This window comes from Streptococcus sp. 3613, assembly GCF_013277375.1.
Lineage (GTDB): Bacteria > Bacillota > Bacilli > Lactobacillales > Streptococcaceae > Streptococcus > Streptococcus pseudopneumoniae.
On record NZ_VMMV01000037.1, the window covers coordinates 1 to 19342 of the forward strand.

Genomic DNA, 19342 nt, shown 5'->3' on the forward strand with positions numbered 1-19342 from the left:
GGGGTGAATAATTGGGGTTTAACTTACTATTCACTCAAATCATATTCATACTCAATTGGGCTGATATCACCAGCTGCGAAGGCTTCACGCGCTTGAACAAGCGCTTTTGGACGAAGGAAGGAACCAACATGATCTACTCGGAAAGGTGCGTGTGTATGTGTCATCTTTTTCTCCAATTCTATTTCTAAGGTAAAATTGCTAAAGCACGAACAGGCGAACCAGTCGCTTGATTCCAGTTAGGGAAACTGATACTAATCAGGGCACTTGTAGCAGGCACTTGATTTAGGTTGGCTAATACTTCTACCTGATAAATATCCTGCTCCAAGAGATAGTATTCATTGAGAAGCCCATGCTCAGCAGCAGGAATGCCTGCATCAGTGTCAAAAGTCTCATGACCGACGGCCTTGACCTGACGTTCATGAATCAAAAATTCTAAGGCTTCTCGGCTCCATCCAGGACTCTGTTGCACCCCATTTTCATCAAGATTACGCATAGCATCTTGATCAGGCCAACGTTTGGACCAGTCTGTCCGAAAAGCTACAAAAGACTCTGGCAGGATTTGTCCATGTTCCGCTTCAAAGTCCAAGATATCTTGCTTCGTCAAAATATAGTTTGGATTTTCAGCTACTGCTGCCGACTTATCGATAACAAAAAGAGGCAAAAGCAAGTCCTTGAGGTCAATCTCCTCCAACCAACGACCACCTTCAACAAAGTGAATCGGAGCATCAATGTGGGTACCGTACTGACCAACCACAGAAAACTGTTGCACATGGAATCCATCCTTCAAAGTGAATAAATCCTTCTTTTCCAAGGCTGGAAGAGCTGGGAAATGCGGGCTATTTTCATCAATACGATGGCTTAGATTGACCCATTTCTTTGATTTTAACGTTTCATAAAGCGATAATAAATCAGACATGACAGAACCTCCTTGATAGAAACATAGTTTCAAACTATATCAGTTGTAATAGATGCTTCTATTATACCAGCAAAGAATTCCCTAAACAAGCATTTATCGATTATATCGCATTACTCTTTTCTTGAGGTATATATAGTTTTAAACTATACCTTTCGACTGCCACACTATTTGTTACCTATGTTTAAAAATAAAGTTGACAATCTGTCAAAATCCATTATAATAATTACCATAAAAACAAAAAGAGGTTGACAATCTTGAAAAAATCATACACCTTAGTTCTTCCAGCTATCGGGGCTGCCTTGATTGCTGTGCTGGCTCAGATTACCCTTCCCCTTGGTCCTGTTCCCTTCACATTGCAAAATTTAGCGATTGGGCTAATTGCTACTATCTTTCGTCCTCGTGAAGCTCTTCTATCTGTAGGCCTCTACCTCCTTTTGGGTGGAATCGGTCTTCCTGTCTTTGCTGGGGGAAGTGCTGGTTTTCATGTCCTGGTCGGACCAAGTGCAGGCTACCTCTGGTTTGATTTGCTTTATGCCGGAGTGACCGCCTATCTGACCCATCCCAAAACCAGTCCCCCTAAAATTTTTCTGGCCAATCTACTAGGAGATAGTCTTGTTTTTGTCGGTGGCATCCTGGGACTACATCTCTTATCGGGTATTCCTCTAGCACAAGCTACTACAGTCGGTGTCCTACCATTTATACTCCCTGACCTTGGAAAACTAGTAACCATCACCCTACTTAGCCAACCTATTTTTAGAAGTTTGAAAGGACAAGGCTATTTTCAACAATAATAAAAAGAGGCTGGAACAAAATTCCGACCCCAAATATAAAAAAACGAACAAAACTATTTTTCTGGTAATCAGAATTTTGTTTTGTTCGCTTTTTTATTCAATTATAGATTTGAATAGCTTAATAGTTAAGGTTTTAAAAATTGAAATCTTTTTATACACGATTGTTTAAAAAGTTATCGCTACATCATTTTCAGTAACATGATAACTAAGCTCCTTAACATTGATATCAGCCATTGCCCTCATCCAGGAAATTGCGGATGAAGTTTGGGGCTAATACTCTTCGAAAATCTCTTTAAACTTTGTCAGCGTCGCCTTGCCGTACGCCAGTACTGCCTTCGGCTATCTTCCTTGTTTGCTTTTTGATTTTCATTAAGTATTACGTACCATCTCTCTAACATACCTAGTGAAAAGAGAAGCAGATAGAAATTGTGAACTGACTGAAAATAAATTGAGTTCATAGATTCCCCAAATCTCGGTAGAAAACAAATAATCATGAAGGACTTTCCCTTCCTCTGCCGTTAACTCTACCGTATCATCCATGCTCTTCATATAAGACTTAATCATAATGGCATTTAAAATATGTTTCTGTTTGTTTTGAGAATGGACATGCTTTTGATACTCCTTGCGATACAAGTCCTCAAGAGGAGCTATATTCTTTGGATCCAAGACATCTATGATTTCTTTTCTCAACTCAGAATCTGTATCATACTGAAAACCTCTCGCCAGAAAGAGAATTTCCTCTACACTGGCAGATATATTTCCCAAGGCAAATAGAAACTTTTCCACCGAAAGCTCACTCTGACCTGTTTCAAAGCGGGACAACATAGACGGCGAAAATTGTCCCCCGGTTGCTTGTCTCAGTGAGATATTTCTTGACTCTCGTAATTGTCTAAAGACTTTTCCAATCTGCTCCATAGACTTCCCCTTGATTCCGTATTTTCTTCATTTTATCATATTTTTCAGAAAATTCATCAAAAGCTTGCCAAATTGTCAGAGTTATGAGAAAATAGGGGATATTTATCATGTGGAGGGACTGTAATGAGAGAGGATATCAAAATCAATGACCGTGCTTTGGCCTTGCAAGATCAAATTATCGAAAAACTAGAGAAGGTTTTTGATACAGATGTGGAATTGGATGTTTACAATCTAGGGCTGATCTATGAAATCAATCTGGACGAAACAGGTCTCTGCAAGATTGTCATGACCTTCACTGACACCGCCTGTGATTGTGCCGAAAGCCTGCCTATTGAAATCGTTGCAGGTCTGAAACAAATCGAGGGGATCGAAGATGTCAAGGTTGAAGTTACCTGGTCGCCTGCTTGGAAAATCACACGAATCAGTCGCTATGGCCGTATTGCCCTTGGACTACCACCTCGTTAATCAGACCAATCACTTTTAAAGATGAAAAAAGCAAGCCGAAAATGGCTTGCTTTTTGATACTCAATGAAAATCAAAGGGCAAACTAGAAAACTAGCCGCAGGTTGCTCAAAACACTGTTTTGAAGTTGTGGATAAAATTGACGAAGTCAGCTCAAAACACTGTTTTGAGGTTGTGGATGGAACTGACGAAGTCAGCTTAAAACACTGTTTTGAGGTTNNAAGGCGACGTTGACGTGGTTTGAAGAGATTTTCGAAGAGTATGAGTTTATTTTTTACCTGACTTGTCCATATTCCAGAAGTCTGTCACGGCTCCGCGTGAAGCAGATGATACGATGTGGGCATATTTACCGAGGACACCACGGCTATAAAGTGGTGGCAAGGTTGTTTCTGCCTTGCGTTTTTCAAGTTCTTCTTCGGATACGGCCATGGAAATTTCTTTGGTATCCTGGTCAACCGTAACGATATCGCCTGTACGAAGATAGGCAATTGGTCCACCATCCTGAGCTTCAGGAGCGATATGTCCAACAACCAGACCATAAGTACCACCAGAGAAACGTCCATCCGTCAAGAGGGCCACCTTGTCTCCTTGACCTTTACCAACGATCATTGAAGAAAGGGACAGCATCTCAGGCATACCAGGACCACCCTTAGGTCCAACGAAACGAACAACGACTACATCGCCATCAACGATTTCATCTGTCAAAACAGCCTGAATGGCATCTTCTTCTGAGTCAAAGACCTTAGCTGGCCCAACGTGACGACGCACTTTAACACCTGATACCTTGGCAACTGCACCGTCAGGAGCAAGGTTTCCGTTCAAGATGATAAGCGGACCGTCCGCACGTTTTGGATTTTCAAGTGGCATGATAACTTTTTGACCTGGTGTGAGGTCTGCAAAGTCAGCCAAGTTCTCAGCAACTGTCTTACCAGTACATGTGATGCGATCTCCATGAAGGAATCCATTTGCCAACAAGTACTTCATAACCGCAGGGACACCACCGACTTCGTAGAGGTCTTGGAAGACATACTGACCAGATGGTTTCAAGTCGGCCAAGTGAGGCACACGCTCTTGGATCGTATTGAAGTCCTCAAGTGACAAGTCAACATTGGCAGCATGGGCAATGGCAAGCAAGTGAAGAGTGGCGTTTGTAGAACCACCGAGAGCCATCGTCACAGTGATGGCATCTTCAAAGGCTTCACGAGTCAAGATATCTGATGGTTTGAGACCAAGCTCCAACATCTTAACAACAGCACGTCCTGCTGCTTCGATATCTTCTTTCTTATCAGCTGATTCAGCTGGGTGAGATGAAGAACCTGGCAAACTCATACCCAAAACTTCGATAGCAGTCGCCATGGTATTAGCAGTATACATACCACCACAGCCACCAGGGCCAGGGCAGGCATTACATTCAAGACGTTTCACGTCCTCAGCTGTCATGTCACCGTGGTTCCATTTTCCGATACCCTCAAAGACAGAAACCAAGTCAATGTCTTTGCCATCAAGATTTCCCGGTGCAATCGTTCCACCATAGGCAAAGACTGCAGGGATATCCATATTGGCAATGGCAATCATAGATCCAGGCATGTTCTTGTCACAGCCACCGATAGCGACGAAGGCATCCACGTTGTGACCACTCATAGCCGCCTCGATGGAGTCCGCGATGATGTCACGAGATGTTAGAGAGAAACGCATACCAGGCGTTCCCATAGCGATCCCGTCTGCTACGGTAATAGTTCCAAACTGTACAGGCCAAGCGCCTGCAGATTTGACACCTTCTTTAGCCAGTTTCCCGAAATCATGCAAGTGAATGTTACATGGTGTATTTTCCGCCCAAGTCGAAATCACTCCCACAATCGGTGTTTCAAAGTCCTTATCTGTCATACCAGTCGCACGAAGCATAGCACGGTTTGGTGATTTTACCATACTGTCATAAATGCTACTGCGGTGACGTTTATCTAATTCAGTCATTTGTTCCCTCCCATTTCAGTTTTTACTATTATAGCACATTTTAAAAGCAATGAACAGAAGAAAATTCTTGAATTTTCAGAAAATTCTATATACATATGAAATATTTAAAACTAAAAACAACAAAGCGGATTAGGGCACTTTCTGATGACCAGAATATGCTTTTTAATCCGCTTTCTTTAAATAACGTACTGTAATTGTTACAAAAATTCTTTCAGAACAGTGTATTCAACATCTATCTTGCATTATAAATTTCTAGAACTTTCTCTTTTATATTCGATTCACTCAAACCATACTCATTAAGAAGATAATCCACTTTCCCTACTTGACCGAATCTTTCTTGAACACCCATCCGATGAATTTTTGTTATTCCATCATCAGAGAATAATTCACATAAAGCACTGCCAATTCCACCTATCTGATTGTGGTTTTCTACAGTAAATATAGTTTTTCCACTTAACATTGTTTTTATCTGTTCTGGTATCGGTTTGATTCTAAATAAATCTATCACACCTACTGAATAACCTAATTTAGACAGTTCATCTGCAACTCGAATACTTGGAGCAACCATTATGCCAGAAGCAACGATTACAAGATCTTCCCCGTGTCTTAACTCAATGTAGCCTTTAGAAAAATCTTCTCCACCTTGATAGACAGCCTCTGGAGCTTTTCGAATTGTTCGAATATATTTTAGTCCTTTTAATTCTAATGTCTGGTTCAAGATTTCACGAAATTGGATATCATCAGTTGCTTCGAAAATGATCGATTTAGGAATTAAACGTAACAATCCAATTTCTTCAAATGGCATATGTGTCCCACCATTCATTTCCGCAGTTACTCCTGCATCTGATCCAATAACAGTGGCATCCAATTGTGCGTATCCAAGAGAAATAAATAATTGATCAAATACTCTTCGTGAAGCAAAAGGGCCAAATGTATGAAGATAAGGTCTAAACCCCTGAATAGACAAGCCTGCTGCAAGGCCGACCATTTCTGCTTCCATAATCCCAACATTCACATAACGGTCTCCAAAGTCCTTTTCAAGATTATGAGTAGCCATCGAACTTGACAAATCGGCTTCTAAGACTACTATATCAGAATCACTTTGATTAGCCTCTAAAAGGAAGTCTCTATATACATGCCGTAATTCTTTCGTGCTTCTCATCATTCTGTTTCCTCCAATTCCTGACTTAATCTTTCTACAACTGAAGTTAACATTTGTTTCTCCTCTACAGTAGGGCGAAGATGATGATTGGATTTCATTTCTTCCAGCTCTTGAACCCCTTGACCTTTAATAGTATCTAATACAATGCACTTAGGTGATGAATTATTTGACTGTTTTAATTGGACAATCCCTTCATAAATTTCTCTAATATCTGAACCCTTGACCCTAATGGATTCAAATCCAAATGCTGAAAATTTTTCTACGAAGTCACCTGGATTACAAATATCCTTTGTAAAACCATCTAATTGTTTTTTGTTATCATCAACAAATACAATTAAGTTGGATAACTGTTGCTGAGAAGCAAACTGTATAGCCTCCCAACATTGTCCCTCATTTAACTCACCATCTCCAACAATAGCATAGGTATAAAAGGGACTTTTTCTTATTCTCTGACCATATGCAAGTCCGGTTGCAACACTAATTCCCTGTCCTAAAGAGCCAGTTGTCATATCTATGCCCGGCGTTAGATTTCTATCAGGATGAGACGGTAATTTGGTTCCATTTGTATTTAAAGAATATAAGAATTCTTTGTCAAAGAAACCATTCAAATAGAGTGTACTGTATAGAGCTGGTCCTCCGTGACCTTTTGATAATATGAAATAATCTCTATCTCGTGCTGCAAATATTTCTGGAGTCATTGGCATTATTTCACCATAAAGCACTGCTAGAACTTCTACGATAGACAGACTTCCTCCGTAATGTCCGAATCCAAGATGATTCAATGTTCTAAGAGTATTTAATCGGATGTTAGTCGCAAATTTTCTTAACTCATCTTCTCTATTTTCACTTAAAATCATCCCTTACTCCTCCTTTGCAGATGGCTTTTTAATAAAGGATACTCCAAACATAACTGCTAGAATAAGAACAAGACCAATCACAATGCCTGCTTGTGAACCAAATTGATTTAACATTCCTAAAATAATTCCTGATAGACCAAAATCTGCATCTGAGAAAGTTGATCCTTGGAAACCAAGTCCTCCCAAAACTGGCATTAAAAAGACTGGAAGAAAACTGATTAAAATACCTTGTAAAAATGCTCCAATAGTGGCTCCACGAACACCACCAGATGCATTCCCAATGACACCTGCAGTCGCTCCACAGAAGAAATGAGGCACAACGCCTGGTAAGATAACAACCGTTCCTGAAGCAATCATAATTGCCATACTTACTAAACCACCAATAAAACTAGAGATAAATCCAATTAGAACTGCATTGGGTGCATAAGTATAAACAATCGGACAATCCAAAGCAGGTTTTGAATTAGGTACAAGACGCTCTGAAATACCTTTAAAGGCTGGAACAATTTCACCCAAAATAAGGCGAACACCTGCTAAAATAACAAATACCCCTGCTGCAAATTGACCTGCTAATTGTAAAGCATAAACTAGACCACTTGTACCACTACTGATTTCTTTTTCTATATATTCTGACCCTGCAAAGATAGCTACAATAATGTAAATAACTGCCATGGATAAAGTAATACTAACAGTGCTATCACGTAAAAAAGCTAAACTCTTTGGAAATTTAATGTCCTCTGTTGATTTTGATTTGTCACCGATAAGGCTACCAGTAAAACCACTCAACCAATATCCCAAAGAACTGAAATGACCTAAAGCCACCTTGTCATTTCCAGTTAATTGAACCATATATTTTTGCACAAATGCTGGGGAAATACTCATAATAATACCGAGTGCTAATCCTCCTAGTAAGATAAGAGGCAAGCTAGTAAAGCCAGCAACTGATAAAATGACCGCAATCATACATGCCATATATAGAGTGTGGTGCCCTGTTAAAAAAATATATTTAAATCGAGTAAAACGAGCGATTAAGATATTGAACACCATGCCTGCAAACATAATCATTGCAGTAGCTGAGCCATATGTTGTTAAAGCTACAGCTACAATTGCTTCATTATTCGGCACAACGCCAGATAAATGAAAAGCATGCTCAAACATGGTACCAAATGGATTTAAAGAATTTTGTACAATTCCTGCACCACCAGATACAACTAAGAAACCAACAAAGGTCTTAATTCCACCTTTAATAATATCAGGTAATTTCTTCTTCTGAAGAACTAATCCTAAAATTGCAATTAAAGCTACTAAAATAGCTGGTGTACTAACAATATCCAATATGAACTTCATCATGACGCTAGCCTCCTATATAAGTCCTTTTTCTTCACAAAGTTTAGTAATTAATTCTCGTAGTTCATCCATATCAATAATACTATTTAAGATACGAACATCTCCAAGATGACTAGCTGAATCAGCTAGATCACGACCAACAATCCAAATATCAGCTGCATTTGGATCTGCTCCACCTAAATCATAATGTTCAACTTCTACATCTGAAACATTCAAATCACTCAATACAGATTCAATATTCATCTGTACCATAAAACTTGAACCTAATCCTGAACCACAAGCTGTACCAATTTTTAACATTATCTAATCCTCCTGTTTAATTATCATTTTAATGTCATCATAGTTTTTTGATGATATTAAAGTTTGAACATGATTTTTATCTCTTAAAATTGTTGTTAAATGTGACAAAGCCTTTAAATGACTCTCATTATCAATGGCTGCAATACAAATCAACAATCTTACCTCTTGTTCTGGATTATCCAATAAATAAATCGGTTCTTCCAAAACTAACATTGACATTCCTATTTCATTCACACCTTCATCTGGCCGAGCGTGAGGAATTGCTACTCCCTTCCCTAAATTAATAAAAGGCCCAAACTCTTCTACTTTTTGAATCATTGCCTCAGGGTAGTTCTCAGTTATCTTATCTTGATCCAAAAGCGGTTTAGCTGCTAAACGAATCGCCTCCTTCCATCCTAATTTTTGCGAACTAACCTGATAGGTTTCTTTGGTAATAAGTTGTTCTAGCACTGGTACAATTTCCTTTCGATCATTTTTTTGATAAAGATAATTCTTTAACGCCAATCTTAATTCCAATTCTTGTGTAATAATTCCATATTTTTTGACAATATTCAGGATTTGTTCAATCTCAAAATCCCCATACTCTAAATTCGGAAAATCTTTTAACACTAGTTCTACTAGTTGTATTGCTTGCTCTTCAGTCATCATAACCGAAACTAGATAATTTGGCTTTTCTGTCTCCACCTTTATGGTAGAAAAAACCATATCATAGTCACTACTAGCTTTCACCTGTAAATCATCAATCTTTAAGGTTCCTATAAACTCAATTTGAGGAAATAATGCTAATAGATTCTCTTTTAACATCAATGAAGAACTAACACCATTAGGACAAATGATTGCTGCTTTATACCATTTTTGAGGCAAAGTATCTGCTTTCTTTAAATAACCTCCGAAATGGATAACAAAATATGCTGTTTCACTATCAGGTATGGGATTGTCAATAGCGTCCATCAAGGGCATCAAAGAATCTTTGACTAATTCAAATAAATCAGGATAATGTTCTTTAACATGCAATACATATTCATTTGAACTAGGTAGGCCGAACTTTAATCTATAGTAAGCCGGTATAAGGTGGCGGCGAAGATTTTCTCTCAATCCTTCCCTTTGTTTAAAATGTAACAAAGAAATATCTTCCATTCTACTTATAATAGCCTCTGTTAATTGATTAAAGTAAACCGGAGCAACATCTACTTCACCTTCAAAGCAACTTGATAATAAAACGGTGATATAGCGATAATCATCCTCAGAAAACACCGTATCTATAATTCCCAAATCAACCACTGTATCCAATAAAATAGTGGTTATATCTTGAATAACAGGAGATACTAATGTCTCTGAAAGACATACTCTTTCAACATCCCTTTGATACCTACACAGAATGAATACTAAACCGAAAAGGTAAACTTTTAATTGATTAACAATAGGTACTAGCTGTAGCTTCTCATAATAATCTTTAACTACCTGATTTATCAAATCATAAGTTAATGAATACCCCCAACTGGATAAAACATAATCCAAACCCCAAATCCCTATGGAGGATTCCAGCAACTCACTAACCATTTGAAAAGCTAAGCGATGCTTATTCCACTCTGAACCGTGTAAAGTATAACCTTTTGCTCTACTGTACCCTAGCTCCAAATCATTATCTAACATAATCTTTCTTAATGATTGAATATCAGATAAGGTTGTATTCTTACTTACTTTCAAAAAGTCTTGGTAATGATTATTCGATATAAAATCTAATCGGCAAAAAGTGTAAAGATAGATTAAAGCTAAGCGAGTCGACTTTGGTAAAACCAATTCATCCGACTTAATAATATCTGTCAAAGACTGCTTCGTACGATTTGATAAACTATAGCGACCTTGTTTTTTATCCAGCACTATCCCTTTATTAGCTAGATAAGGCACTAAATAATCTATTCCTTCTTTGACTTCCTTTATAGGTAAGCTCACCTTAACAGATAATTCATATAATGATAGCTCACAATGATCCATCAAAGTCATCAAAATAACTAGTGCTCTATAATCAAACATTTCTCTTCCTTTCTAACTACAATTATAGTGTAAAAGTTATAAGAATAAAAGAGTATTTGAGCACAATATAATCTCACCTTTTAAAAGAAATTATTGGGCTGAAAGTTTTTAGTGATTATTTTCAACTTTCTATTGACTTTTAAAAACAAAGTGATATCATTTAGATATCAAATAATGGGAATGGTTGAAACGACACTGGAACGGCTCAATGAAGGGGAATTGGTAGAGATTGACGAAGAACGAAAAGCTGCCATGGTTTCAAATCTCCTTGTCGTTCTTTGTGGCAATCATGATGCACAACCAATTGTCAACACGGGAAGTCTTTACTAAAGATGGTTGAAGCTAAAAAAAAGCAGATCCCCCTTCGACTCTCAACAAAGTTATACGCTGCACTCACATCATGGGCAGAAGATGACTTTCGTTCAGTCAATGGGCAAATCGAATATCTCCTCACAGAATGTGTCAAACAACGGAAGAAAGACGGAAAATACGTATCAGAAACCATTGACGAACCATTTGAAATTGATATTTAACACCTTCTCCTGTCTGCTAGGTCTGACAGGAGAATTTTTTCATCTTTTTTTGTCAAGTAACTTTACTTTACAAAAAAAATGTGTTATCCTAGTATGGTTGATGAAAATCAGTAGATTGAATCGAATATAAATACCTAAAGGAGAAATCAAAATGGCAGTACCTGCACGTCGCACTTCAAAAGCGAAGAAAAACAAACGTCGTACACACTACAAAGTAACAGCTCCATCTGTAAACTTTGACGAAACTACTGGAGATTACTCACGTTCTCACCGTGTATCACTTAAAGGATACTACAAAGGACGTAAAATCGCTAAAGCTGCATCAGCTGAATAATAGAAGGGAGATACCATGCGCGTAAATATTACACTTGAACACAAAGAATCTGGTGAACGCTTGTACCTTACTTCTAAAAACAAACGTAACACTCCAGACCGTCTTCAATTGAAGAAATACTCACCAAAACTTCGCAAACACGTTGTGTTTACAGAAGTGAAGTAAGCATTCAATACGAATCAATACAGAAGAAAAACGCTTAATCAGCGTTTTTTCTTTTTGTCAACTATACTTATATTTCAATTCAAACTCTACTCGTCCTACAATCTTTTTTTGTAAAGCTGATTTGAATCAGGTAATTTTAGGACGTTACTACACTTTACTGCACTCTACTGCACTCTACTGCACTCTACTGCACTCTACTGCACTCTACTTAACCAATGTATAGTATTGATTTCTATCTTGCTTGCTAGTGCCATGCCATTCAAGTATTCCTTTATTTGCAAGATTCCTTAATAACTTACTAGCAAAATTTCTACTTCGATTAGTTATTTCAGAAGCTAGAGATGTTGTCATTTTTTCACCTGTATTATACATGATGTGTAAAATAGTTTTTTCATCATCGTTTAGATCACTAAATTGGTCATATTTTTGTGCAATTTTATCACTAACTCTTAAATTCCTACTGACAATATTATTTTCTAAAGTTAACATAACCTTATTCCCCGATTCAGAATATTTTGGTTCATGTAGAAAGAATGATTCCATTTCTGTATAGATACGTTTCACCCCTTCATTCATTTCCCTAACCCACCCAAATTCTGTCAAAATTCTAGCTATACGAGGATTTCTAGAAAAGCGTTCATGTTTTATATTCTCAACTGTAACAATATTTGGTAATTTGCCTGGACTATGAATTTCCAAACGATTATCAAACATCATAACTCTAATATAATCACCTGATACTGAGTAATTCCTATGCGTCACTGCATTGACAACTCCCTCAAACCAAGCAAATTCAGGATATTCAGGTAGAATTTGGAATTGGCCATTATCATCTAAATATTGAAACTCCCGAAGCTGTGTACGAATAAAATCCCTTACTTTATTAATTAGAATTGGAAGGGCATCTTCAAATGTCACATCTTTAACGACATTGAATGTACTTCCCGTACCCATATCAACGCCATCAAATCGTAAAAAACGTATCCTTGCTTGAGGGAAGAAACTAGATGGATACTTCCCAAATAATAGAATAGAGGCTTTAGTCAACTGACCATCAACTAATAAGCGCCTAGCTTTCAGTATTTCTTCTGTACTTCTATCTTTGCTCACAAATTTGGTCTTATACTCATTCACAAGTTCTTCATCAATATCATCTAAAGTTGCTCCTGCTACAATTTCATCCTCAAAATGACGTTGCCCCTTATCGTAACTCAACTGTATACGTTGTTCAAAACCTAATTTAACAGATTCATCACCTTGTCGTAAATAAACATCATCGTTGGGAGCAGTAATCACTCTATCAGTAGATACTTCTACAGAAATAATTAAAATAAAATCTTCTTCCTCTTTATAATTTTTAACTTCTAATTTAGTAAATTTTAAACTTAGAGGATTATCTCTTAATGCTCCCTTAAGTTTTTCAAACTCTTCAATTGGATACGCATTCCCATCCTTAAAACCTGTAATAATATTATTTCTTTTTTCATCCTCAATACCAATGACTAATTGGCCACCTTCTGCATTCGCGAAGGCAATCAAATGTCTTAAGAGTTCCAATGGTTTTTTACGAGCACTTTTCCTATCCAAATACTGACTTTCTGGCGCAAACTGCCAGTATGATAAACCTTGTTCCATTTACTTACTCCTAAAAATAATTAACTTTATTATATCACAACAACTAGACCATTTTCTGGGTTAAATCAAACTTCCGAGTCTAACGACTGTCAATTCCACTAAAAATTATTTGGCAAAATATTTTCTAAAAATCAACGAAATCCAAAAACATCTCGTACAATTTATACGAGATGTTTTCATTCTTAGCCTACTCTCTAAATCTCATTCAACTTTTCGAGATAGGCGGTTAATTCTGCTTGGGCTTCTGGTGTTGTGCCTACTAGTTGGCTGCGCATGTGTGCGAGTCTGGCTTCTACCTCTCCAATCTCTTTATCAATCTCTGCGAGCTGGTCTGCGAGGTCGGCTAGAGGAACAACGGGTTCTTCCTCAAAGGTATCGACATAGCGTGGAATGTTGAGGTTATAGTCATTTTCGACAATTTCTTCAAAGCTGGCTAGATGAGCAAACTTCTCGACATTCTCGCGTTTTTGATAGGTCTCCAAAATCTTGGCAATATGGTCTTCGGTCATATTGTTTTGATTTTTCCCTTTTTCAAACTCTTTTGAGGCATCGATAAAGAAGACATCCTTATTGGTGCGATTCTTTTTAAGGATAATAATGGTTGTCGGAATAGAGGTATTGTAGAAGATATTTGCTGGCAAGCCGATAACTGTATCAATAGCGCCTTCTTCTAGCAGGTGCTGGCGAATCTTCTGCTCGGCTGCTCCTCGGAAAAGGACTCCGTGAGGAAGGACGATGGCCATAACTCCATTATGCTTGAGATGGTAAAAACCGTGAAGGAGGAAGGCAAAATCTGCTTTTGACTTAGGTGCCAAAACTCCATAACTTGAAAAGCGAGGATCTTGCAGGAAGCCACTATCTGCTGACCACTTCAGTGAATAGGGTGGGTTCATCAAAACCCCATCAAAGTCTGTCGGCTCGGTAGTCGGCCAATCTTCGTCTAGGGTATCGTGGTTGCTGAGGTGATAGTTCTCAATCGCTACTCCATGAAGCATCATATTCATACGAGCAAGGTTGAAGGTCGAAGTAATCAACTCTTGACCGTAGTAAGAAATCGTCGAAGCTTCCTTACTATAGCGCTTGGCATTGAGCAAGAGAGAACCAGACCCCATGGTCGGGTCGTAAACCGACATCCCCTTTTGATGCTCACGCCCTGCAAAGACAATCTGAGTCATGAGGTGAGAGACTGCTTGAGGTGTATAGAACTCTCCAGCCTTTTTCCCAGAATCACTAGCAAACTGGCCAATCAAGTACTCATAAGCATCACCCAAGATATCACCAGCATGACTAGACACATTGAGGTCGTTGAGCTGTTTCATAACCTCAGAGATGGTCTTGTTTTGCTTTTGTGGAGTATTACCTAGCTTTTTCGCATAGAGGTCGATATCTTCGAAGAGATTTTCAAATTTTTCATTGGCCTGCTCGATATCACGGAAACTTTGGGCTAGGGATTCTAGCTGGAAGGTTCCTTCATGGATAGACTGGACCAGCTTGGTAAAGGTCAGAGAAGGCTCAATCACATAGCCTAGCTCGTCATTTAAGACCTCGATGAGGTCTTCACGGACATCTGCATCCGCAAAGTTTTCCTCATAGAGAAGCTGTGCTTGCTGGAAGGACTCAAAGGTCTCGTCCAAGTTATCACAGACGGCTTGGAGGATGTTGTCGGATAGGTACTTGTAGAAAATCAAGCCCAAGAGGTAGGACTTGTATTCATTAGCTTCCATCTGGCCACGCAGGATATCTGCCGCATTCCAGAGGGATTGGTAGAGTTCTCTTGATAAATCTGTTTGTGACATAGGGTCTCCTATCAATTTCTACTTTCATTCGTTTAGTGTAGCTTTCTGAGGTCTTGGTATCTTAGATAATCGAACACGACCTAAAAGCTGGGTAAAAAAGATAAACTGTCTGGTCTTCATCGAATACTGTCCCAGTTTCCTATTTTTACTGGGCTTTTTACGGTCTTGGTATCTTAGATAAACATTTTTCTGAGTAGGGTTTGTTTGCTTTCTTTGAGCTGGTTGACTTTTTCCTCTTGCTTGGCAATGGCCTTGTCTAGGTCTTGGAAGAAAGAACCGATAGCTTCTTGTTCAGGGAGAGAGGGAACGAAGACGGTAAATGACTGAATTGTTGGCAATCTTAGCGAATCAACCGTTGCCTTTACTGTATTCCTCATAGCATGCTGTTTAAAATCTTTTTTCATCTGCTGTAGTACAAACTTAGCGTTAACATCTGTAAAGTTAGAGATTTTATAAACACGTTGATGAACATCGAATTTCCCATTTACATAATGAAAAATTTCTCCTAATCTTCCTTCTCCAGGTATTAAGATAGCCTCTCCATCAAAAGAATATGAATTAATTCGTTTTACTTCTTCTGAACGAATGTAAAATGGATATAATCCATTCTCAACAGAATCTTGAACATCTCTACCACCAGTTTTTATATTCGTAACTTCCCCCAACTTCACTTCCTTCCACTCATCTTCAAATCCTGCGAAGCGAAGGGCTGGTTTGGTTTGTCCTTTGGCTGAGAAGAGGAGCTTGAGGTAAGTTTTCTTCTGCTCTTTGAGCACCTCTAACTTACGCTGTTGAAGGCTAATAAGCTGGTCAATATCTTGGAAGAAAGAACCAATGGCAGTTTGCTCGGAGAGGGAGGGGAGGGAAATATCTGTCTCTAAAATATTCTTATTGTATAATCTTTTTATTGTAGTTCCTTCAATTCCTGACCAAGATACAATCTTATAAAAAGCTTTAAGAAACTTGTTGTTAATTTTACCATGGTGATTCAACCAAACAATATTTGAATCTTGGTAGTAAGCTTCATCTCCATCGTACTCAACAACGCGGCCAATACTTCCTGAAGCAGATAACAGTAAATCTCCTCTTTGAGGATAAGCAAATTTTGTTTTATATTCTTCAAATTTTTCTCTAGTTATATAAGTATCAGCTTCCCCTCCAAAAGTACCAATTTTGAAAAAAGGAATTTCAAACTCCGCAGAAGTTTCCTCTTTGAAAATCCTCCTACACATTTCAACTGACCCAAGATTTCCCAACTTCTTCTCTTCCCAAACTTCAGTATACCCCGTAAAGCGATAACTTGGTTTTTTTGTCATATTACTCCTCCAACTATTTCATCTTTATTTGTATCTATAAATTGCAATTGATAAGCTTTACGAGCCCCCCATGCCTTAAGTGTTTTCTTAATAGTATATTCATTCTGCTTATCGAACTGGTCTACATAAATGCTCACATCCGGTGTCTGTTTAAAAATTTCTTTAAAGTACGGAGCATCCACTCCATCCTCATCCCGAATACCAAAACCAATGAAGTAGATTTCTTTGATAGAGCTTAAACTTTTGAAAAACTGTATATTATTAGTTAATATACTATCAACTGGTTTCTTTAACTTATTAACAACTTCTTCCATATATGCTCCTACATCTAGAGGATTGAAATCACTTACTTCATCATCAAAACCATGTCCAAAAATAAATTTTTCCCCACCAATAACTCCATGTAAATGAAAAACTTGCTCTTCAGGGATTCTATATAAATCCTCTAACGTTTTTGTATAATTGAAATTTAGAAATGTTGCATCAGAGTTTTTCAAAACTGTAGCTTTTAACAATTTATAACACGAATTTTCACCATTTCTAAGAATTCTATCAGTCCATTCAAAATATGTTTCTTCTATCCACAATTTAAATAATTTATTTAAAGAATATAATACATATTTAGCTAGAATTTCTCCTATTTCATTAGCATTACTAGCCATTATACTGCCATCCAAATCTCTAGCGTTATATATACAATCTGTATTAACAATAGACACTTCATTAAAATCTGCTAATTTCTCTTCAAAATCAGACCAAAATTTCTCAGTTTCCGTAATTTGACTCATTAGCTGATACAGTAACTTATACAAAATTACATCATCTGGATATAGATCTCCTCCATCTGGTGCCATTTCCATTTCAGGTATGGTATCATCATCAATTTCTTCTAGCAATATTTCTTTATCAATTCTATTTAGATATAATTTTATGGCATTTTCACTTTGCAACGACTCTAACAGTTCATCTTTTCCATAAGCCTGCTGATAAACGAACTTCTTGAAATATAGATAATCTGTCTTTAAGTCATGTGCTATATCAAAACCATTTCCGATAATAAATAATTTCTCCACTATATCCCCCCTTTCTATTACTCCATTTTCTTATTTCTACACTTTAGGTTTTCTTTTTATGATATCTATTCTTCAATTTTACCTATTTTTTCACTTTAGGGCATCAATGTCTTGGTTCTATTGTTCAATTTTGGCCATTTTTGCACTTTAGATAGGAAACTATGCTATCCTATTCTTCAATTTTACCTATTTTGAAATAATAGATAGGCTGATTTTGTGATATAATGTTAAAAAACGTTGAAATGCGAGGATGACTATATATGAACTATAGAGAACTTAGAAAAATCTACTACAGTCATCGTGACCAATATGAGGAAGAGTATCAACTACGCTTACAGGGATACAGCTCCATTAGGACATCTCTTTATCCTCATTTAATGCAACGCGATACTGTCAAAACAAGTCAATACCCTTTATTTGTTACCCTGCATCTTGAGATTTCCCAACTGATGGAAACTATCTCACAGCAGTCTCAACGAATTAGCGAAATAGCTGATACCCTCCCTAAGATTGCCCACGATCAGTTTTATAAAGAACAGCTCTACCAATCGATTATTTCCACAAATGAGATTGAGGGTATCCATACAACTCGTAAAGAGTTGGTCGATGTGGAGAAACTCCTAGAGGAAGACCCCTATAAGACCGAACAAATCAAACATCTTTCCACCTTGCGAATGTACCAACAAATCTTGAAGGATGAATTTCTCCAAATCCAATCTCTTGAAGATATCAGAGGGATTTATGACCAATTAACACAGGGAGAAATATCGCCAGAGGATGAACTCGATGGAGAGTTTTTTAGACAGAAATCGGTCTTTATCCAAGACGACAAGACTGGCAAAGTCATCTATATCCCACCTCAAAAGGAGGAACAGATTCAGGTCATGCTGACAGAGTGGATTCGTTTTATCAACGACCATTCTATCCCAAACCTTGTCAAGGCTTGTGCTGGACACTATTTTTTTGAAAATATTCATCCATTCTACGATGGGAACGGTCGGACAGGACGCTACATCCTCGCCAAGTACTTGTCTAGAAAGCTGGATAAATTCTCAGGTCTGGTTTTGTCCCAACAAATCAATCACCATAAGCAAGACTATTATAAGGCTTTTAGGAATACTGGTGATCATCTCAACCGTGCCGATGCTACCTTCTTCGTTGAAACCTTGTTGACTTTTATCAAGGAAGGGCAGGAAAATATTATCCAAACCCTCCTTGAAAAACAAGAGCAACTGCATCGCTATAAAGTTAAGATAGAGCAAACAGAAGGGCTGGAGGAAGTTGAGAAATACATCTTGTTTCTCCTCGCTCAGTCCAAGCTCTTTGTCGATGATAAGAGAGATGGCATAGAAGATAGAAGCATCATCCAACTGGCCAATCAGTCCAACCATCATTACTCTAAGAAAAAGATCAAGGATGCTTTCTTGCATCTTGAAGAGAGGGGAATTTTGACCCTAATTGGTCGAAAACCTTCCCAACATTATCTTTCTGACTATTTTTAATACTCAATGAAAATCAAAGAGCAAACTAGGAAACTAGCCGCAGGTTGCTCAAAACACTGTTTTGAGGTTGTAGATAAGACTGACGAAGTCAGTCACATATATACGGCAAGGCGACGTTGACGTGGTTTGAAGAGATTTTCGAAGAGTATAAACCTATCTCCCTCTTAGCGGTAAGATATCCTCTGAAATCATGCGCATATAGTCCTCTTTGAGGGCTTTTTTGTATTTGAGTA

The 19342-nt window shown here is 37.9% G+C and carries 18 protein-coding genes and 2 pseudogenes; 7 read left to right on the top strand and 13 right to left on the bottom strand.

The window, feature by feature from the left end:
* Positions 1-26: 26 nt before the first annotated feature.
* On the bottom strand, positions 27-164 hold the full coding sequence (locus HT708_RS04355) for a hypothetical protein (RefSeq protein WP_000149864.1): 138 nt from the start codon (positions 162-164) through the stop codon (positions 27-29).
* Between the two features lie 20 nt (positions 165-184).
* Positions 185-916, bottom strand: a complete 732-nt coding sequence (locus HT708_RS04360) for a cyclase family protein (protein WP_001281647.1) — start codon at positions 914-916, stop codon at positions 185-187.
* Positions 917-1170: 254 nt separating this feature from the next.
* Between HT708_RS04360 and HT708_RS04365 the strand changes: the two genes are divergently transcribed.
* Positions 1171-1707, top strand: coding sequence for a BioY family transporter (locus tag HT708_RS04365; RefSeq protein ID WP_000750390.1), 537 nt, complete (start codon positions 1171-1173; stop codon positions 1705-1707).
* Between the two features lie 378 nt (positions 1708-2085).
* On the opposite strand, the pseudogene HT708_RS04370 reads toward HT708_RS04365, so the two are convergent.
* Positions 2086-2622 (bottom strand): annotated as a pseudogene (locus tag HT708_RS04370) (Rgg/GadR/MutR family transcriptional regulator); the annotation flags it as partial.
* 123 nt (positions 2623-2745) lie between these two features.
* Between HT708_RS04370 and HT708_RS04375 the strand changes: the two are divergent.
* A complete protein-coding gene (locus HT708_RS04375; protein ID WP_001206380.1) occupies positions 2746-3087 on the top strand; it encodes a metal-sulfur cluster assembly factor in 342 nt (113 codons plus the stop codon).
* A gap of 264 nt (positions 3088-3351) precedes the next feature.
* Here the strand turns inward: HT708_RS04375 and ilvD are convergent, their stop codons facing one another.
* The 6 genes from ilvD to HT708_RS04410 form a co-directional block, all read right to left on the bottom strand.
* Complete coding sequence (gene ilvD / locus HT708_RS04385; RefSeq protein WP_000137354.1) at positions 3352-5055, bottom strand: dihydroxy-acid dehydratase; 1704 nt, start codon at positions 5053-5055, stop codon at positions 3352-3354.
* 232 nt (positions 5056-5287) lie between these two features.
* Positions 5288-6220: a transketolase family protein gene (locus HT708_RS04390; protein WP_000986378.1), complete on the bottom strand. Its 933-nt coding sequence runs from the start codon at positions 6218-6220 to the stop codon at positions 5288-5290.
* Positions 6217-7074 (bottom strand): transketolase, encoded by an 858-nt coding sequence (locus HT708_RS04395; protein WP_000603571.1) that lies wholly within the window; start codon positions 7072-7074, stop codon positions 6217-6219. Before HT708_RS04395 ends, HT708_RS04390 begins: the two co-directional genes overlap by 4 nt.
* A 3-nt stretch (positions 7075-7077) precedes the next feature.
* Positions 7078-8424, bottom strand: a complete 1347-nt coding sequence (locus HT708_RS04400; RefSeq protein ID WP_000975292.1) for a PTS ascorbate transporter subunit IIC — start codon at positions 8422-8424, stop codon at positions 7078-7080.
* 12 nt (positions 8425-8436) lie between these two features.
* Positions 8437-8721, bottom strand: coding sequence for a PTS sugar transporter subunit IIB (locus HT708_RS04405; protein WP_000912476.1), 285 nt, complete (start codon positions 8719-8721; stop codon positions 8437-8439).
* 3 nt (positions 8722-8724) lie between these two features.
* The gene (locus HT708_RS04410; protein ID WP_000460929.1) at positions 8725-10755 is read right to left on the bottom strand and encodes a BglG family transcription antiterminator; all 2031 of its coding nucleotides are present in this window, start codon (positions 10753-10755) and stop codon (positions 8725-8727) included.
* Between the two features lie 174 nt (positions 10756-10929).
* Between HT708_RS04410 and HT708_RS04415 the strand changes: the two are divergent.
* From HT708_RS04415 to rpmG, 4 genes and pseudogenes are all read left to right on the top strand, one after another.
* Positions 10930-11085: pseudogene (locus HT708_RS04415) on the top strand (hypothetical protein); the annotation flags it as partial.
* Between the two features lie 2 nt (positions 11086-11087).
* Positions 11088-11288, top strand: a complete 201-nt coding sequence (locus HT708_RS04420; RefSeq protein ID WP_000228848.1) for a PTS ascorbate transporter subunit IIC — start codon at positions 11088-11090, stop codon at positions 11286-11288.
* Positions 11289-11439: 151 nt separating this feature from the next.
* Positions 11440-11622 carry a 50S ribosomal protein L32 gene (gene rpmF, locus HT708_RS04425; protein ID WP_000290417.1) on the top strand — a complete coding sequence of 61 codons (183 nt, stop codon included), beginning with the start codon at positions 11440-11442 and terminating at the stop codon, positions 11620-11622.
* Between the two features lie 15 nt (positions 11623-11637).
* A complete protein-coding gene (gene rpmG, locus HT708_RS04430; protein WP_001265622.1) occupies positions 11638-11787 on the top strand; it encodes a 50S ribosomal protein L33 in 150 nt (49 codons plus the stop codon).
* A gap of 204 nt (positions 11788-11991) precedes the next feature.
* Here rpmG and HT708_RS04435 read toward each other — a convergent pair whose 3' ends face one another.
* From HT708_RS04435 to HT708_RS04450, 4 genes are all read right to left on the bottom strand, one after another.
* Positions 11992-13422, bottom strand: a complete 1431-nt coding sequence (locus tag HT708_RS04435) for an ATP-binding protein (protein WP_000434831.1) — start codon at positions 13420-13422, stop codon at positions 11992-11994.
* Between the two features lie 194 nt (positions 13423-13616).
* Positions 13617-15218 carry a type I restriction-modification system subunit M gene (locus HT708_RS04440; protein ID WP_172926034.1) on the bottom strand — a complete coding sequence of 534 codons (1602 nt, stop codon included), beginning with the start codon at positions 15216-15218 and terminating at the stop codon, positions 13617-13619.
* Between the two features lie 173 nt (positions 15219-15391).
* Complete coding sequence (locus HT708_RS04445) at positions 15392-16534, bottom strand: restriction endonuclease subunit S (RefSeq protein WP_172926035.1); 1143 nt, start codon at positions 16532-16534, stop codon at positions 15392-15394.
* On the bottom strand, positions 16531-17607 hold the full coding sequence (locus HT708_RS04450) for an AbiH family protein (RefSeq protein ID WP_138701017.1): 1077 nt from the start codon (positions 17605-17607) through the stop codon (positions 16531-16533). Before HT708_RS04450 ends, HT708_RS04445 begins: the two co-directional genes overlap by 4 nt.
* Before the next feature lie 260 nt (positions 17608-17867).
* On the opposite strand from HT708_RS04450, the gene HT708_RS04455 reads away from it, so the two are divergent.
* On the top strand, positions 17868-19109 hold the full coding sequence (locus HT708_RS04455) for a Fic family protein (RefSeq protein WP_172926036.1): 1242 nt from the start codon (positions 17868-17870) through the stop codon (positions 19107-19109).
* Positions 19110-19342: the final 233 nt, after the last annotated feature.

Excerpts from the sequence above, each read along its gene's own strand:
- HT708_RS04355 (WP_000149864.1), bottom strand. The coding sequence starts at position 164 with ATGACACATACACACGCACCTTTCCGAGTAGATCATGTTGGTTCCTTC.
- HT708_RS04360 (WP_001281647.1), bottom strand. The coding sequence starts at position 916 with ATGTCTGATTTATTATCGCTTTATGAAACGTTAAAATCAAAGAAATGG.
- HT708_RS04375 (WP_001206380.1), top strand. The coding sequence starts at position 2,746 with ATGAGAGAGGATATCAAAATCAATGACCGTGCTTTGGCCTTGCAAGAT.
- ilvD (WP_000137354.1), bottom strand. The coding sequence starts at position 5,055 with ATGACTGAATTAGATAAACGTCACCGCAGTAGCATTTATGACAGTATG.
- HT708_RS04390 (WP_000986378.1), bottom strand. The coding sequence starts at position 6,220 with ATGATGAGAAGCACGAAAGAATTACGGCATGTATATAGAGACTTCCTT.
- HT708_RS04395 (WP_000603571.1), bottom strand. The coding sequence starts at position 7,074 with ATGATTTTAAGTGAAAATAGAGAAGATGAGTTAAGAAAATTTGCGACT.
- HT708_RS04400 (WP_000975292.1), bottom strand. The coding sequence starts at position 8,424 with ATGATGAAGTTCATATTGGATATTGTTAGTACACCAGCTATTTTAGTA.
- HT708_RS04405 (WP_000912476.1), bottom strand. The coding sequence starts at position 8,721 with ATGTTAAAAATTGGTACAGCTTGTGGTTCAGGATTAGGTTCAAGTTTT.
- HT708_RS04410 (WP_000460929.1), bottom strand. The coding sequence starts at position 10,755 with ATGTTTGATTATAGAGCACTAGTTATTTTGATGACTTTGATGGATCAT.
- HT708_RS04420 (WP_000228848.1), top strand. The coding sequence starts at position 11,088 with ATGGTTGAAGCTAAAAAAAAGCAGATCCCCCTTCGACTCTCAACAAAG.
- rpmF (WP_000290417.1), top strand. The coding sequence starts at position 11,440 with ATGGCAGTACCTGCACGTCGCACTTCAAAAGCGAAGAAAAACAAACGT.
- rpmG (WP_001265622.1), top strand. The coding sequence starts at position 11,638 with ATGCGCGTAAATATTACACTTGAACACAAAGAATCTGGTGAACGCTTG.
- HT708_RS04435 (WP_000434831.1), bottom strand. The coding sequence starts at position 13,422 with ATGGAACAAGGTTTATCATACTGGCAGTTTGCGCCAGAAAGTCAGTAT.
- HT708_RS04440 (WP_172926034.1), bottom strand. The coding sequence starts at position 15,218 with ATGTCACAAACAGATTTATCAAGAGAACTCTACCAATCCCTCTGGAAT.
- HT708_RS04445 (WP_172926035.1), bottom strand. The coding sequence starts at position 16,534 with ATGACAAAAAAACCAAGTTATCGCTTTACGGGGTATACTGAAGTTTGG.
- HT708_RS04455 (WP_172926036.1), top strand. The coding sequence starts at position 17,868 with ATGAACTATAGAGAACTTAGAAAAATCTACTACAGTCATCGTGACCAA.